The organism is Sphingomonas sp. CARO-RG-8B-R24-01 (assembly GCF_022662295.1).
Lineage (GTDB): Bacteria > Pseudomonadota > Alphaproteobacteria > Sphingomonadales > Sphingomonadaceae > Sphingomonas.
On sequence record NZ_JAKNQI010000011.1, the window covers coordinates 68,745 to 84,074 of the forward strand.

General features: G+C 65.9%; 12 protein-coding genes and 1 pseudogene. 6 read left to right on the forward strand and 7 right to left on the reverse strand.

The window, feature by feature from the left end; translation table 11 throughout:
• The first annotated feature begins 42 nt into the window (after positions 1 to 42).
• On the forward strand, positions 43 to 771 hold the full coding sequence (locus L8G49_RS18775) for a response regulator transcription factor (RefSeq protein WP_242187327.1): 729 nt from the start codon (positions 43 to 45) through the stop codon (positions 769 to 771).
• Positions 755 to 2,149 carry an ATP-binding protein gene (locus L8G49_RS18780; RefSeq protein ID WP_242187328.1) on the forward strand — a complete coding sequence of 465 codons (1,395 nt, stop codon included), beginning with the start codon at positions 755 to 757 and terminating at the stop codon, positions 2,147 to 2,149. Before L8G49_RS18775 ends, L8G49_RS18780 begins: the two co-directional genes overlap by 17 nt.
• A gap of 113 nt (positions 2,150 to 2,262) precedes the next feature.
• Here L8G49_RS18780 and L8G49_RS18785 read toward each other — a convergent pair whose 3' ends face one another.
• The 5 genes and pseudogenes from L8G49_RS18785 to L8G49_RS18805 form a co-directional block, all read right to left on the reverse strand.
• Entirely contained in the window at positions 2,263 to 2,925 is a 663-nt protein-coding gene (locus L8G49_RS18785; RefSeq protein ID WP_242187329.1) for a GNAT family N-acetyltransferase, read from the reverse strand.
• A 77-nt stretch (positions 2,926 to 3,002) separates the two neighbouring features.
• On the reverse strand, positions 3,003 to 4,217 hold the full coding sequence (locus L8G49_RS18790; protein WP_347272084.1) for a hypothetical protein: 1,215 nt from the start codon (positions 4,215 to 4,217) through the stop codon (positions 3,003 to 3,005).
• 54 nt (positions 4,218 to 4,271) lie between these two features.
• Positions 4,272 to 5,129, reverse strand: a pseudogene (locus L8G49_RS18795) (hypothetical protein); the annotation flags it as partial.
• Between the two features lie 2 nt (positions 5,130 to 5,131).
• A complete protein-coding gene (locus L8G49_RS18800) occupies positions 5,132 to 6,025 on the reverse strand; it encodes an AraC family transcriptional regulator (RefSeq protein ID WP_242187330.1) in 894 nt (297 codons plus the stop codon).
• 154 nt (positions 6,026 to 6,179) lie between these two features.
• Positions 6,180 to 6,404 carry a hypothetical protein gene (locus L8G49_RS18805; RefSeq protein ID WP_242140237.1) on the reverse strand — a complete coding sequence of 75 codons (225 nt, stop codon included), beginning with the start codon at positions 6,402 to 6,404 and terminating at the stop codon, positions 6,180 to 6,182.
• 138 nt (positions 6,405 to 6,542) lie between these two features.
• On the opposite strand from L8G49_RS18805, the gene L8G49_RS18810 reads away from it, so the two are divergent.
• From L8G49_RS18810 to L8G49_RS18825, 4 genes are all read left to right on the forward strand, one after another.
• Complete coding sequence (locus tag L8G49_RS18810) at positions 6,543 to 6,932, forward strand: DUF1622 domain-containing protein (RefSeq protein WP_242187331.1); 390 nt, start codon at positions 6,543 to 6,545, stop codon at positions 6,930 to 6,932.
• A 155-nt stretch (positions 6,933 to 7,087) separates the two neighbouring features.
• Positions 7,088 to 8,089 (forward strand): LacI family DNA-binding transcriptional regulator, encoded by a 1,002-nt coding sequence (locus tag L8G49_RS18815; RefSeq protein WP_242187332.1) that lies wholly within the window; start codon positions 7,088 to 7,090, stop codon positions 8,087 to 8,089.
• Positions 8,090 to 8,341: 252 nt separating this feature from the next.
• Positions 8,342 to 9,841, forward strand: coding sequence for a tryptophan halogenase family protein (locus L8G49_RS18820; RefSeq protein WP_242187333.1), 1,500 nt, complete (start codon positions 8,342 to 8,344; stop codon positions 9,839 to 9,841).
• Positions 9,838 to 10,515 carry a DUF6445 family protein gene (locus tag L8G49_RS18825; RefSeq protein ID WP_242187334.1) on the forward strand — a complete coding sequence of 226 codons (678 nt, stop codon included), beginning with the start codon at positions 9,838 to 9,840 and terminating at the stop codon, positions 10,513 to 10,515. Before L8G49_RS18820 ends, L8G49_RS18825 begins: the two co-directional genes overlap by 4 nt.
• A gap of 100 nt (positions 10,516 to 10,615) precedes the next feature.
• On the opposite strand, the gene L8G49_RS18830 is transcribed toward L8G49_RS18825, so the two are convergent.
• Together L8G49_RS18830 and L8G49_RS18835 are read right to left on the reverse strand one after the other, a co-directional pair.
• Entirely contained in the window at positions 10,616 to 12,637 is a 2,022-nt protein-coding gene (locus L8G49_RS18830; protein WP_242187335.1) for a hypothetical protein, read from the reverse strand.
• A gap of 71 nt (positions 12,638 to 12,708) precedes the next feature.
• The gene (locus L8G49_RS18835; protein WP_242187336.1) at positions 12,709 to 15,240 is read right to left on the reverse strand and encodes a TonB-dependent receptor; all 2,532 of its coding nucleotides are present in this window, start codon (positions 15,238 to 15,240) and stop codon (positions 12,709 to 12,711) included.
• Positions 15,241 to 15,330: the final 90 nt, after the last annotated feature.

Consider the following 15,330-nt stretch of genomic DNA (forward strand, 5'->3'; position numbering starts at 1 on the left):
CGGATTTGAAGACTTGGTCATCACGCGATGCTATCGACAGCCATGGTCCCAAGCCTCGATCCCGCTCAGAGCCGCGTCCTGGTCGTCGATGATGACGAGGATATCCGCGAGCTGATCATCGCCCAGTTGTTGCGCGACGGACATGAAGTGGTCGGCGTCGGCACGGTTGCCGATATCCGCCCTGCGCTCGCCGAACGCCCCGCCGACCTGATCGTGCTCGATCTCAACCTGCCCGATGGCGATGGCCTCAATCTGTGCCGCGAGCTGCGCGCGCAGGGCATCACGATCGGCGTGATCATGGTGACGGCGCGCGACAGCGCGATCGATCGCGTGCTCGGGCTCGAACTTGGAGCCGACGACTATCTCACCAAACCGTTCGAACCGCGCGAACTCGTCGCGCGAGTGCGCAACCTGCTGCGCCGGACGCGGGACGAAGCGAGCAACAAGTCGCGGAACGCGCGCACCGCGACCTTCGGCGGCTGGCGGCTCGATCTGGTCCAACGCCGCCTCGTCGCGCCCGACGATCGTCTGGTGATGCTGTCCTCGGCCGAGTTCCGCTTGCTCAGTCGGTTCACCGAAGCGCCCAACGTCGTGCTCACGCGGGAGGAATTGCTTCCCGAACGCGCCGCGACGGTCACCTTCGATCGCTCGATCGACCTGCAGATCAGCCGCTTGCGCCAGAAGATGGCGAGCGTGCCCGGCGGCGACGCGCTGATCCTGACCGTGCGCAACGAAGGCTATGTACTGGCGAGCGATGTCACCTACGCCTGAACCCCCGACGCTGCTCGCCCGCGCGCGCGATTTCGTCGGGTCGATGGCGGGGCGAATCTTCCTGATCCTGGCGATCGGCATGTCGGTAGCATCGATCGGATCCTTGTTCGTCGCGGAACAGGCCCGCCTTCACGATTTCGAGCATGTTCGGTTGGAGCGCGTAGCGCTGAGCACGGTCGACGTGGTCAATCGGTTGCAGCAATCTCCCGATGTCTTTGGCAAGCTGCTCGCCGAACGGCGGATTTTCGGTGCGATCCCCGCCCCGGCCAACATTGCGAAGGTCCGTTCGAATTCCGATCTGTCGGAGATCTTGCGGCTGCGCCTTGGCGCCGCGGCCCGGCCTGAGGCGGGTCAAGTGCCGAGCCGTCTGTGCTTGCCGCAACCAACGCGCGACATCGGCCGACTCGCTGCCGGAATCGCCGACCTGCCCGAGCCGGATTGCTGGGTGATCCGCTTCACCGACCATGCAGGCGTCGCGCACGCCCTTGCGATCCTGCTCCCGGCCTTGATCCTGCCGCGCAGTTCGACGCTCGACCCCGCGTACCTTTCGATCGTGATCGGTGCGAGCGCCTTGCTCGCGATGATCGTCGGGCGGCTCGCCGCAGCGCCCCTGCGGCGGCTTGCCGAAGCCGCACGTGCGATCTCGATCGCGTCCGAACCGGAACCCGTCGTCGAGCGCGGCCCGACCGAGGTGCAGGCGGCGCTGCATTCCTTCAACGTGATGCAGCAGCGGGTGCGCGACGGCGTGCGTGATCGAACGCAATTGCTCGCGGCGATCAGCCACGATCTGCAGACCCCACTGACCCGCCTCCGCTTGCGGCTGGAGCAAGTCAGCGACGAAACGCTGCGCGAACGGCTGACTGCTGATCTCGTCGCGACCCAGACCCTGGTTCGCGAAGGGCTGGAGCTGGCGCGTAGCAGCGAGAATCGCGAGCCTTTGTCGAGCGTCGATATCGATTCCCTGCTTTCGAGCATCGTGGAGGATTCGCGCGACGTCGGGTCGGATGTGCAATTTGTCGGCGGCTGCAACGCCGTTACGCGCGTCAAGCCCAACGCGCTCGCCCGCACGATCGTCAATCTGGTCGACAACGCCGTAAAATATGGCGGTAGCGCGCGGATCGACTGTTGGGAAACGCCGGGCAAGTTGACGATCACGATCCGCGACTTCGGAACTGGCATTCCAGACAGTCGTATCGAAGCGATGTTCGCACCGTTCGAGCGCGGCGAGGCAAGTCGCTCGCGATCGACCGGCGGAACCGGCCTGGGCCTGACGATCGCGCGTGCGCAAGCACGGACGTTCGGCGCGGAAGTTACGCTGTCCAACCATCCTGCGGGAGGTTTATTGGCAACGATTGTGGTCCCTCGGGTCACGCGATAATCTTTGTTGATGAACACCGCCGTTGCGCAGCGCCATGCCCGCGGCCAAGCCGAGGGCACGGCGTGCGCAGATCAGGCCTTCAACTTTATCACAGGTGCGATCCTGACAGCGCCTTACCCCGCATCACGCGGCATGGTACGTCGATCACGTCGAAGATCACGTGCGCCAAGCCATAGGACGTCGTCCGTGACGGTCGCGCCGGCAGGAGACAGCCGGTCCAGTCCCATCGCCTCGTAGAAGCCGATCGCCGAAGCGTTCCTCGGATCGACGCCAAGGTGAAATCCGGTGGAGCCCATCGCACGGGCGCGCGCATGCCAGGCGATCAACAACGCGCGACCGTGACCCCGGCCTTTGAGGCGCGGGAGAAGGTTGATGTGAAGATGGGACGGGTAGGCATCCACCAGCCAATCGGGGGAACGGGGCGGATGGTGGATCATCTGGATGATGTTGGAGTCCCGCGCCGTACGCCAATCTGCGCCGCTGACCGGTGACAAGGGATAGCGCCGCCGCAACGCTGGCCACCATCGTAGCTCTAGCAGAGCCTCAAACGTTCGGCTGTGCAGTGCACCCACGCAGTATCCCGCCACTCCGTGCTGATCCTCGACCACCAATGCGAGTTCGGGCTCGAAGGTGCCGTATGGGGCAGCGTAGACATGCCCGAGCAGATCACGGTCGTTGAACAAGCGAGAGGCGTCAGAGCCACTATCGCCGGTTGCGATAGCGATGGCGTAGAGGGCGTCGATGTCGGTCGACGCATAATTCCGGATGATCGGCATGGGCGGGGCGTAGACTTATCGCTTCAAATGGACCGAGGACAGCTCGGCCCTGGTCAAGCTGACCCTCCACACGAGCGTTACCCTCTCGGCCGATACAATGCATCGAGCGTGCTCGGCCCTTTGCCCGTTCGTACCAGATGCGGGTAGCGCAGCCCCCCGGTCCACGTCACGGCGACGGTGCGGTAGGTCTTGCCCTGCTTGATCAGGAGCGCGATCGGCTTCCCATCGTTCTTGGCCCGCGTGATCGCCGCCTTCAGCCCATCATCGTCATAGGCATCGCCATCGACCGCGGTAATCTTACTGCCGACGCTGAGCCCGGCCGCGAACGCCGGGCCGTTCCAGATCACCCCGGTCACGGCGCCTTCCTTGCCGACTTTCAGGCCGAGCGAGTAGCTCAAGTCGAGGGTCTCGCCGGCCTTTTCGCGCGCCGTCCAGACATGGCCAGGTTGGTCCGAATAGGTCAGCGCGTAACCACCGCGCGCCAGCCCGTCGAGCGGTGGCTGCGGTGCGAGCTCATTCACGCGGGCGTGAAGAAAACTCGCCCAGTCATAGGGTTGGACCTTGTTCAAGGTCGCGACGACATCGTCGAAGGTATAGGTTAATTCGCCCCAATCGCGGTCGCGCACGCCGAAAAAGGCCTTGGCGAAATCGTCGAGCGAGCGCTTTCCGCCCGACTTTTCGCGGATCAGGCTGTCGGCGTCGAGCCAGATCAACTGACCTTCTTCGTAATAGGCTTCATCGCGCTGGTAGCTCGGGAACGGCTCGGGCCGACGGTTGGACAGGATTTCCTCGTTGGTCGTGTCGACCAGCGGACGCCAGTTGCGCCCGACCTGCGCCGCATATGCGGCCGCGGTCTGCGCCAGGGAATCATAGGCATCGTCGCGCGAGATCAGCCCGGCGCGGGCGGTCAGGACCTTGCCCCAGAATTGCGTCTGGCCCTCATAGACCCACAACAGGCTGTTGCGCATCGGCGTGCGGTAATCCGGCGTCCAGAGATCGGCGGGCCGACGAAACTTGCCATTCCAGCTGTGGGTGTATTCGTGCGCCAGCAGATCGCGTTCGGCGACGCCGTCGGTCCAGTTGAGGAAGCTGTCCGGTGCCATCTGGTCTTCGGACGAGCGGTGATGCTCGAGCCCGACACCGGTCAGCACGCGATCGCTCAGCGCGACGAGGAAGTCGTAGTGACTGTAATGCTGGGCGCCGTAAAGTCTGGTCGCCTGCTCGACCAGCGCGCGTTCGAGCGCGAGCTGGGCCGGGGTGATGGCCAGCTGATCCGGGCGGTCGGCGACCATGTTGAGCGTGACGTCGGGCGATAACTGCTCGCTACGGGCGAAGCGGCCCGCGAACACGGGGGAATCGGCCAGCGTATCGAGCGCGACCGGCTTGTAGTGAACCGTTCCGCCCGTGGCTGGCTGGACCGGGCGCAGCGCGGTCGCGGCGGACCAACCGGCCGGAAAGGTCGCGCTAGGCTCGACCACGATCTGACGAACGTAATGGCCGGCCGGGTAGAGCATCGTCGAGATCCACTCGAGACCGAGGAGATTTGGGGACGTCACGACCTGACCCTGATCGGCGTCGGTCGCCGAAACGAAGTCGAACGTCACGTTGATCTCGCTCACGCCCGCCGGCACGTCGACGTGGAATGCATACATGTCGGTCTGGTCGCGTCGCTAGGCGAGCACGCGGTCACCGGCATGAAACGTCAGGCCCGCGACCTTGTCGATCTGCCCCTGCGGCGCATGCGCCCCGGGCAACCATTGCGGATAGAGCAGGACGATCGGCCCCGGCTTGACCGGAATGGTTTCCGACACGCGGAACACGCCATGCGCGACGTCGGTGGCATCCACGGCGAGTTTCAGCGCGCCCGCATACGGCAGATCGCGCGCCGCCGGTATGCTGTCGGTTGGCAGCGTCGGTGTCGGCTTGCTCGTGCCGGTGGTCGCGGACGAATCCTGCGCGACGGCGGAAGCCGAAACGAACGGTGCGACCATCAGGAGGGATAGGCGGGCGATCGAAAATGGGCGTGGCATGGCAAGGTCCTGCGCACGAACGGCGACATTGTCCAGTGCCGCGATCGGTCGGCTGGCGCACAAACTCGGACGGTCGTGCGCCTGCCGGAAGCGTCGGGCAATCCGCTTCCGGGCGACCGCTGCCGAACGCTTCCAGCAAGCCGACGGCAGCTGTAGCGAGGGAAGGCGGACCATGCTTACCGCAGTGGCAGGAACAGGTCCGTGATCGCTTCATGGGCTGGCACGACTGGGAAGAATTTCTTGCGTTCACAATAAAGCGGAAAATCGCGCAGGTCCTCGCCACTTCCAGGCAGCCAGTCGCGGTATAAAAAGAGCGCTGCCGGCTCGAGGTCCTCGCCAGCCGTGCCCAACACCCGCAGGGCGGCTACCCTGCCGCCGGGGATGGTTGCGGCTTCTACGCCATCGTCATTGGGGGCGATCTCGCGATCGGTGGCGACGCAGATCTGCATCCGGAACTCCGCCGGTGCGGTGACACGTGTGTCGGTCGGGAAGATCCCGTAAATCGGCAAGTCGGGATCGGTCAGGCCGTTCGCTTGGCGCCACGCGATGAAGCGCGCCACCGTGGCGGGGATCGTCGCGGGGTCGCCAACATGTGTCATGCTCGCCACCGTCGTTGACGGCAGCTCGCGGATGGTCACGTCGTCGGGTGAAAAGCTCGGCATCAACTGGCTCCTCGCGTGGTGGAAGGTCGAGAACGCCGCGTCCAGCGCGGCCCAGTCCGGGGCCGCACGAAAGGCCGATGGGGCTTGTCCAAAGCGCTGACGGAACGCGCGGGCGAACGCGTCAGGCGCGTCATAGCCCGCCTCCAAGGCGACATCGGTCACGCTCGATCCACGCGCCTGTGCCAGACGGTGCGTGGCGCGCTTGAGGCGGGCAAGCTGGACGTAGCGGTGCACCGTCAAGCCGAACACTGCCGTGAACTGGCGGTGGAAATGGTATTTGGAAAACGCCGCGATCCCGCTCAGCACATCAAGGTCGAGATCGTCGTCCAGATGCCGATCGATGTGGTCGAGCACGCGCACCATGCGAGCGCGGTAGCGTTGAGGCGGATCGACCAGGGCGTTCTTCATACGTGTTCCGTAGCGCGGGTCGACCACCGGGCGCTCGACCAATCTTGCTATTCTGCGGGAAACGCGCGCGCGGGCTCGGCAGCGCCGCTTGCCTCACGGGACGGATGTCGGCTGACCGGCAGCGCAGATGACCCCTGCGGGGGTGGACTGTGAATCATTCGGGCGTTGACGGCGCGTGACTGAACCGCGCCACGGGATCCTGGTCGGTCCCCCGCGCGAAGATCACCGTGTCGATCGGATGCATGTCCTGCTGCGCCCAACGGTCCCAGTCGCGGTGGATGAAGTCGGGTTTGCCCCATATCCGTACGGCGGAGTGATATTCCTCGCCTCGGAAGCCAACGAAGTGGAGGGCGGGCGTAATCTCGAACAGCTCTGCCATGACGTTCGTTCGCGCTCCTTCGGCGAGCTCGGTTTCCCGCAGGCGTCGGGAATGGCGGGGCTTGGATTGCAGGCACGTCCGGCCAGCGACTCCACCCGGGCTATAGCAATAGGACGCTTTTTCCGCGTAATCAGCAGAATGATCGAGCAGGCGCACACTGTCGTGGATGCCCTCGCCAAGCTTCTGGAGCTGGTGGGGGCGGCGATAATCCTTGGCGGTGTCGTGCTTGCCTCGGCAAAATTCGCTGTCGACGGCCGTAGGACGAACTGGAGCGACGCGTATCAGCGGTATCGGGCAGGGCTGGGGCGTGGCATTCTCCTGGGGCTCGAGCTCCTCGTCGGGGCGGACATCATTTCGACGATCACTGCGCCGCTCACCTTCGCGAGCGTTGGGCTCCTTGGTGCCATCATCGCGATCCGCACCTTTCTGAGCTTCTCGCTCGAAACCGAGATTGAGGGGTGCTGGCCATGGCGGCGAACGGCGCGTGACGCGGATCGCAACAGGAGCCGCGAGCAGGGGCACGGCTAGCGTCTCGTGGCGAGGGTCCGCGCGCCGCATGGCGAGCGCTGCCGTCCGCAGGCGTCGCTGGCAATATCCGCGATGACCCGATACGGCGGAAGCAAAGATCAGTGGGTGACCGACCCACGCGCCAACGCCAGAAACGTCAACTCGATCGCGGTGTCTTGACCAAAGTAAAAAACATCACGGATCTCGCCAAGCTTGCCGGGGTCAATCCCGCTACGGTCTCGCGGGCCTTGTCGAACAGCACGCTGATCAAAGCCGCGACCAAGGCACGCATCGTCGCCTTGGCGGAGGAGCACGGGTTTCGCGTGAATCAGATGGCGCAGCGCTTGCGCACGCAGAAGACCGGGGTGATCGGCGTCGTCGTCCCCCTCGGCCACGAGCGCCGCCAGCATCTGTCCGATCCGTTCTTCATGGCCATGATCGCGAATTTGGCCGATGCGTTCGAGGAATCAGGGCATGATCTGATGTTGTCACGCGTCATACCCGATGCGGACGACTGGCTGGAGCGGGTCGTCGATTCGGGCATGATCGACGGGGCCTTGTTATTGGGCCAGTCGGATCAATTCAGGGCGATCGAGCGGGTCGCCGCCCGGTATCGTCCGCTCGTGGTCTGGGGGCGGCACTGGCCGGAGCAGGTCCACTGTTCGGTGGGCAGCGACAATGTCGTGGGCGGCCGGATCGCGGGCGATTGCCTGATGGCGACGGGCGCGCGCAAGATCGCGTTCCTGGGGCAGCTCCGGGCGCCGGAAATCGCGCTGCGCTATCAGGGGCTTTGCACGGCGCTGGCGGCGGCGGGGGTGGACGCGCCGCGTCATCTGGCGGTTCCCATGGCATCCGAAGGGATGGAGCAGGAGATCGCTGACCATCTGGACCGGGTCGGAAAGGATATCGACGGGATCTTCGCCGCCACCGACGTGATCGCCATGCAGACGCTGCGGTTGCTCGCCGATCGCGGTTTTGGCGTTCCGGACCAAATCCGCGTGGTCGGCTATGACGATCTGCCGATCGCGATCCAGACCGTCCCGCGGCTGACGACGATCCGGCAGAACATCGAGGAGGGAGCCAAAATCATGGCGGGAGCGCTGCTCGCCCGTCTGGCCGGGGAGGATACCCCATCCGTCCAGATGCAGCCCCTGCTCGTGCGGCGGGACACGGCGTAGCGCGCGATCCGGAAGGCGGCGTCCGCGCGGACCGACGACGCACCGTGGGACGCGTTGCAATCGTTTGATTCGCGCCATATTGCGCTCGGGCCTGGCGACCTGCGACAGCGGGTGCCTGGCGTGGGACATGACCCGCGTGGGGACGCTGCCGCGCGCGAAAGTGAGCAAGCCGATGGGACGACCGATCATGCCGATGACGGCACGGGACCTTGATCCCGATGCGCACGCAGCCGTCGGCAGGCGGAATGCCGCGTGACGCGGGTCCGCAAGGTCGTCATCCTCGGGGGTGGAACCGCCGGCTGGATGACCGCCGCGGCGCTCAGCGCCACCTATGGCCCGTCGCTCGCCATCAGCGTGCTCGAGTCCGACGCGATCGGCACGGTAGGGGTCGGTGAGGCGACGATCCCGACGATCCACTGGTTCAACGAATTGATCGGCCTCGACGAAGCCGCCTTCGTTCGCGAAACCAAGGCGAGCTTCAAGCTCGGGATCGAGTTCGTCGACTGGACTCGTCCCGGGCATCGCTATTTCCATCCGTTCGGACGCTTTGGGGTCGATCTGGGGACGGTGCCGTTTCACCAACGGTGGCTCCGCGCACGAGCCGACGGGCTGGACCGGCCGCTCGCGGCCTATTCGCTGGCGACGCAACTGGCGGAGGCGGGGCGCTTCGCCAAGCCGGTGGGCGATCCGCGCTCGATCCTGTCGACGCTTGGCTACGCCTATCATTTCGATGCGGGGCTGTACGCGCGACACTTGCGGGGATTGGCGGAGGCGCGCGGCGTCACGCGGCACGAAGGAATGCTGACCCGGGTCGAGCGCGATCCCGCGACCGGGTTCGTCAGTGCGCTGGAGACCGACCGGGGCAATACGCTGCGCGGCGATCTGTTCGTCGACTGTTCCGGCTTTCGCGCCCTGCTGATCGGTGGAGAGATGGGCGCGCCATTCGAGGATTGGTCGCACTGGCTGCCGTGCGACCGCGCGGTCGCGGTGCCGTGCGCGCGGATCGCCCAGACGACGCCGTTCACGCGCTCGACGCGGCGGGAAGCCGGGTGGCAGTGGCGCATCCCGCTACAGCACCGCACCGGCAACGGTTATGTCTATTCCAGCGCATTCCTGTCCGACGATGCGGCGATCGCGACGCTCCTTGCCAATCTCGATGGGGAACCGCTTGGCGATCCGCGCCTGCTCCGCTTCACGGCCGGGTTCCGGCGCGAGGCGTGGCGCGGCAACGTCGTTGCGATCGGGCTGTCGTCGGGGTTTCTCGAGCCGCTCGAATCAACCAGCATTCACCTGATCCAGAGCGGCATTGCCAAGCTGATCACGCTCTTCCCCGATGCCGAATGCGATCCCGCGCTGGCGCGGCAGTATAATGCGCTGCTGGGGCGCGACATGGATGGCATCCGGGACTTCCTGATCCTCCATTATCACGCGACGCACGGGCACGACGCGCCGCTGTGGCAGCATACGCGGACCATGGCGGTTCCGGAGACGCTGGTGGAGAAGATGGGGCATTATGCGCGGACCGGTCGGCTGATGCTGGACGCCGAGGAACTGTTCCGCGAGGCCAGTTGGCTTGCCGTGCTCGATGGTCAGGGCGTGCACGCGCACGGCCATGTACCGCTCGCGGATACGCTCGATGGCGCGACCAACCGGCGGCAGCTCGACCAAATCGAAGCGGTCGTCGCGCGCGCCGTGCCGACGCTGCCGATGCACGACGCGGCGATCCGGACGCTCACTGGCGCGGCGACATGAGCGGGCCGCGCGTGGTTGCGCGCCGCGTCGGCAAGGAAGCCGAGCCGGTCGTGATCATCGACAACTTTGCGCCGGATCCGCAAGCCCTTCGCGACTTCGCGGCCGGGCAGCCGTTCGCGCCGGCGGGGCGGCATTACCCGGGGATCAAGGCTGCGCTGCCGCCGGACTATATGCGGTCGCAGGGGCCGCTGATCGGCAAGATCCTGCGGGAGGTATTCGGCGTGCTGGGCAAGGTTTCGGTGCTGGAAGCCGACTTCTCGATCGTGACCGCCGCGTCCGACCAGCTGTCGATCGAACAATGCCTGCCGCATGTCGATGCGCTGGAGCCCGGGAGGCTCGCGCTGGTCCAGTATCTGGTCCCGGAGGGGACCGACGGCACGGCGTTCTACCGGCATCGCGCGACCGGGTTCGAGACGGTCGATGCCGGGCGCAGCACGGCCTATTTCGCCAGTCTGCAGCGGAATCTGGCTGCGGCCGAAGCGGCACCCAGGTCCTATATCGCGGGGGATACCGCGCTATTCGAACAGACGGCGCTGGTTCCCGGTGTTTTCAACCGGGCGCTGCTGTATCGCGGCCGGATGCTCCATTCCGGTGCGATTGCGCGCGATGCCGCGCTGCCGGCCGATCCCGCACGCGGCCGGCTGACGGTCACCGGGTTTTTCGCGGCCGCCTGAAAACGGGCATCGTTCGTCCTGGTCCGCCCCGTGTGATCCGCCGACACCGACCGGGAGCGGAACGGTGGAGCGGGCGTATCGCGGATGCCAAGGCGCGCGCTTACCCCCGCTTCGGCGGCTGGACCGCGAGATAGACCGTGCTCCACAGTTGCGCCGCGTTGGACTCGTCGACGTCCGCCTTGCCCGCGCCGAACGGAACCACGGTGTAACGGCCGTCCCGGTACGCCCAGGACCACAGCTCCGAACTCTGTACCGCGCGGGTTGCGCCGATCGCCTTCCACAAGGTGGTCTGCGCGCCCACGAGCCTTGCGCGCGTTGCCGCGGGAAGGTCGGCGCGCATCAATTGCCGTTCGAGCCCGGCCGCCAGCAAAGCCTGCTGCCACGACCATACCACCGCCCCGTGATACGCTCCGGCGGTAAAGCGCGCCTGCGTCGCTGCATCGGCAAAGGCGGCGTTGGCGACGACGAGCCCCACGTCGGTCATCAGCCCGGCAGGGAAGGGGCGCGTGATCGCACCCACGAAGGTGTCGAGATCCGCCGGCGATGGCTGGCCGAACAACAGCGCGAACCCTTCGTCGGAATTGACGATCGGTACCGGGCTGCCGTCCGCGCGCAGCGACAGCGCATGAAAGACCAGTGATCCCTGCCCGAGTGCCGCAACCGGCGCGGCAGCGGGGACGCCGAGCGTCGTGGCATAGCGCCGGACCTGCGCCGCCGCGGTCGCCGCGGGAATCGAGACCTCGAACAGCCCGGGTGCCTTTGCCCGCCACGTCTGCGCCATTGCACTGGCCTGCGCGAACAGCGTCCGATCTGCGGGGGTCACATAGGCGTCGAGCAGGCCGGCGCGCTGCAGCCGATCCGCCGCCTCGAGCGCGGCCGGAACCAGCGTCGCATTGACGTCATAGGCATAGATGCCGCCGCCCAGCCCGTCATTGCTGTCCCGCCATTCGCCGGTCATGCGGCCGGGCTTGATCGCGACCAGATTGCGCCAGGCCGGCGCTGCGGCGAACGCCCGGCCTTGCGCGAGCACGAAGCGCAGGTTGCGGACCAGCGCCCTGCCGACCGGCTCGGTCTTGCCCGGCTGGCCCTCGCTTGCGAGGGGGGCGGCAAGATAGGCGCGTGCGCGTGCCTGGCCAGGGCCGAGCAGATAGTCCGCCGTGATCGGCCCGAGCATGTAATCGTCATCGACCATGCCATAATCGAGATCGGCGGAGGCACCGGCGCGGCCGGCCTTGCGGTTCTCGAGCACGGCGAACTCGCCGATCCCCTCCTCATGCGCGACCTCGCCACCCGGCGACAGCCGCGCGATGACCGCGTTGAGCCCTGCTTCGATCGATCCCGTCTGGAGCGCGGGCATCAGCAGCCGCACCGACATCAGCGTATCACGTCCGAAATACGTGTCGAAACGCCACGACCCGGCCAGAAACTTCTCGCGGTAGCTGAGGAAGGCGAGCGCATTGCGCGCAGCGGCGTCCTTCGCTGCCGTATCGTTGAGCAATTGCGCGAGCGGGATCGGCGTGAGCGGGGTTTCACCGGTCAGCGCGGTAATCTCGATCCGGATCCGGCCGTCCGCGCCGGCAACGATCGCGCCTTGCTCGATCCGTCCGCCGAGAACGCGCACCGCAAGCGCATAGCCCGGCGCGCCGTCGAGCCGCTGGCGACGATAGGTCAGGGTATTGCCGCTGATCTCGGGCGCTGTCGCAAGCTCCGCCGGGAAATGCCCGACCGCCTGATAGTCCCGCAGAAAGCGGATGTTCGACAACACCGCCTGCCTGGGCACCAGGCGCGCCGCGTCGATGCTGGCGACCGCAAGGATCCCGTGCATCGCGCCACGAGTCAGCGGCACGGGCGCAGTATCGAGCTGCCAGGTCGCTGCCTTCCGCGTCGGTTCGAACCACAGGCCCACGCCGCTGTTCCCGGCCGGGAACGCCACCAGGATCCGCGGATCCGTGCCGTCGCGTAGGAGCAGATGCGCGGCAACGGCCTTGTCGCGGACGAACGCGTTGAGGTTCTTCCCCTCGACGACCTGATAGGCAAGCTCGGGGCGGGGGGCCTGTTGCGCGACGCTCCCGCTGGCCAGCGTAAGGAGCGCAGCGGTCGACAGCTGCAGGATCTTGTTCATTTCGCCATTCCCTCAGCAAACGGGCGGGTGACGCGTTGCCACGTCCCCGCCCGCCGGTCTTGCCGTATCGTTCAGAACTTCATCGTGATCGTGCCGCCGTAGGTCGTCCCGACGATCCCGCGGGCGTAGAAATAGCCGTCGTTGATCGCCTGCGTCTGGCCCTGGCGCGGGTTGCCTTCGGTCAGGCCGATGACGTTGAAGATGTTGTCCGCGTTGAAGCTCGCCTGGAGCTGCTTGGTCAGGTTGAAGGTGATCCCGGCGCTGGTCACGCCATAGCTCGGCAGCGCGACCCCATTGCCCGCGTCCGCGAAGATCCGGCCGATGTACTTATAGCGGCCGTACACTTCGCCAAGACCGTGCGGCAGCTTGATCGACGGCGTGATCGTGAACAGCTTGGCCGGGGTGCGTTCCGGACGATTGCCGGTAAAGCCCGACTGGTTGGCGCCGTTGATCTGCAGGTTGACCAGTTTGGGTTCCTGCACCACGCCCTGCAGATCGAGCGAGAACCAGGCGATCGGACGGATGCTCGCATCCAGCTCGATGCCGCGGGTCTTGAGATCGGCGTTGATGTTGCTCTGCACCGCCGGGTTCAGCGGATCGGCGAAGTTGTAGTTCTGGTTCTTGAAGTTGGTGCGGAACACCGTGGCCGACCCGCTGAACAGACGGCCGTAATTGTAGCGGACGCCTGCCTCGTAGAGCTCGATCGTCGTGATCGGATCGGTGGTATTGGTCTGGAACCCCTTGGCGTAGCGCGCATACAGCGCGAAGCGCGGCGTGATCAGATAGTTGGCGCCGACCGTATAGGCGGCCTTGGCGCGCGTGCGGTGGAGCGTCGTATAGGTGCCGTCGAAGGTCGATCCGACCGTGCGCACCACGCCGACGACGCCCGGCTGGACCGCCTGGTTGACCAGCGCCGCATTGCCGTCGATCGCGGTCGCGTCGTCATTCTCCCAGCGGATGCCGCCGTCGATGTGCAGATCGCCGAACGAGAGTTCGTCGTTCGCGTAGAGCGAAACCGCCGAATTTTTGCGGACGCGGATGCCAGCGCCCCAGTCGCCATAGGAGACCAGGCCGTTGTCGCTCAGCGTGCCGACCACCGCATTGGCCGCGTTGAGCGCGACGATGTCGTAGATGTCGCTGTTGGTCTTGACGTCGTTGACGACGCTCGCGGTCGCGGACTGGTCCTGCGAAGTCTTGACGTTGTAGTACATCACGCCGACCGTGAGCGAGTTCTTGAAATTGCCGTGGTCGACGTCCCAGCGGCCACCGACGTTGAGCCCGAAATCGCGTCCGTCGATAGAATCGTGGTTGAGCGTCGTACGCTGCAGGAAGCCGTTGCCGTTGAGCGCGTTGAGCGTCGCGGCCTGATCCGATCCGATCAGCACGCCGGTGCGCAGGTCCTTGATCCCGAAGTGGGTCGCGGTCGGGAAGGCGGCCTGTCCGGCGGTCAGCAGGTCGTTGATCGGCGAGGAGGCGCCTGGCGTCAGATAGGAGAGCGCGCTGGCGAGGCCTGCGTTACCCGTCCCGGACCCGGGGAACAGGCCGTTGAAGTCATACGAATACTTCAGATAGCGCGTGTGCAGGAACAGGTTGATCGAATCGCTCGCCGGCTTTTCGATGTCGAACCGGACCTGCGCGGTCTTGGCGACGATCCCCTGGTCGTAGCGGAACGGGCGGAAACCGCTGGCGTGCGCATTGGTCGACACCGGTACCGCGATGTTGGTGAAGGCGTCCCCGCCGACATTGCCGAACTGTGTGTCGAGGCTGGGGATGCCGGCGGGCTTGCCGTTGGTGAAGCGATAGGGCTGGTCGGCATAATAGGCGTTCTTGACCTCGCCACCCTTGGCCGAGAGGCTCATGTAGCCGCCACCGTCGAACTTGTATTCCAGCGTGCCCTTGATCCGCCAGCCCGGATAATCGAACGGATTGTCGCGGACGCCGGGGCTCGACTGGACATAGCCGCCCACGTTGAACGCGAGCTTGTCGCTGATCGGCTGCGAGTAATAGAAATCGCCGCGCTTGAGGCCGTAATTATAGGCGGTGACGCGCGCCATGCCCTCGGCATGGTCGAAATTGGGGCGCTTGGAGACGAAGTTGATCGTCGCGCCGGCGCCATTGACGGTAAGCACGCCCGACGACCCGCCCTTGACCGCCTCGAGCCGGTCGATCGTCAGATCCTGATCGAAGAAGAAGTCGGCGCCGCCGCCGCTGTAGAGGATCGGCAGGCCGTCTTCCTCAAGCTGGACGAAGCGTTGCCCGCCGCCCTGCAGGCCGCGGACGGAATAGTTGTTCGAGACCGAACCCGCCGTGCTCTCGACGAAGATGCCCGGGACGAGCTCGAGCATGTCGGCGGTCGAGCGCGGCGCCTTGCGGTCGATGTCCGCGCGCGAGGCGAGCGTGATGTCGGCGGATGCGGTGATCAGCGGGCGGTTCCGGCTCGTCTGGCCGGTCACGACGATATCCTGATTGTCCGCGGGGGCAGCTTGTGCCGCGTCCTGGACTGGAGCGGCGTCCTGCGGTGTTGCCGTTTGCGCAAGCGCCGGAACGGCGATCGTTGCGCTGCCTGCGAACAGGAGGCTGCGGATGGTACGACGGTTACGCAACGGGAATCCCCTCAAACGATCGGCCTTCTTGTGAAGCCGGTGTAACGATGATGGCGCGCAAATCTCAAAACCGGCAATCGTTTGCAACTT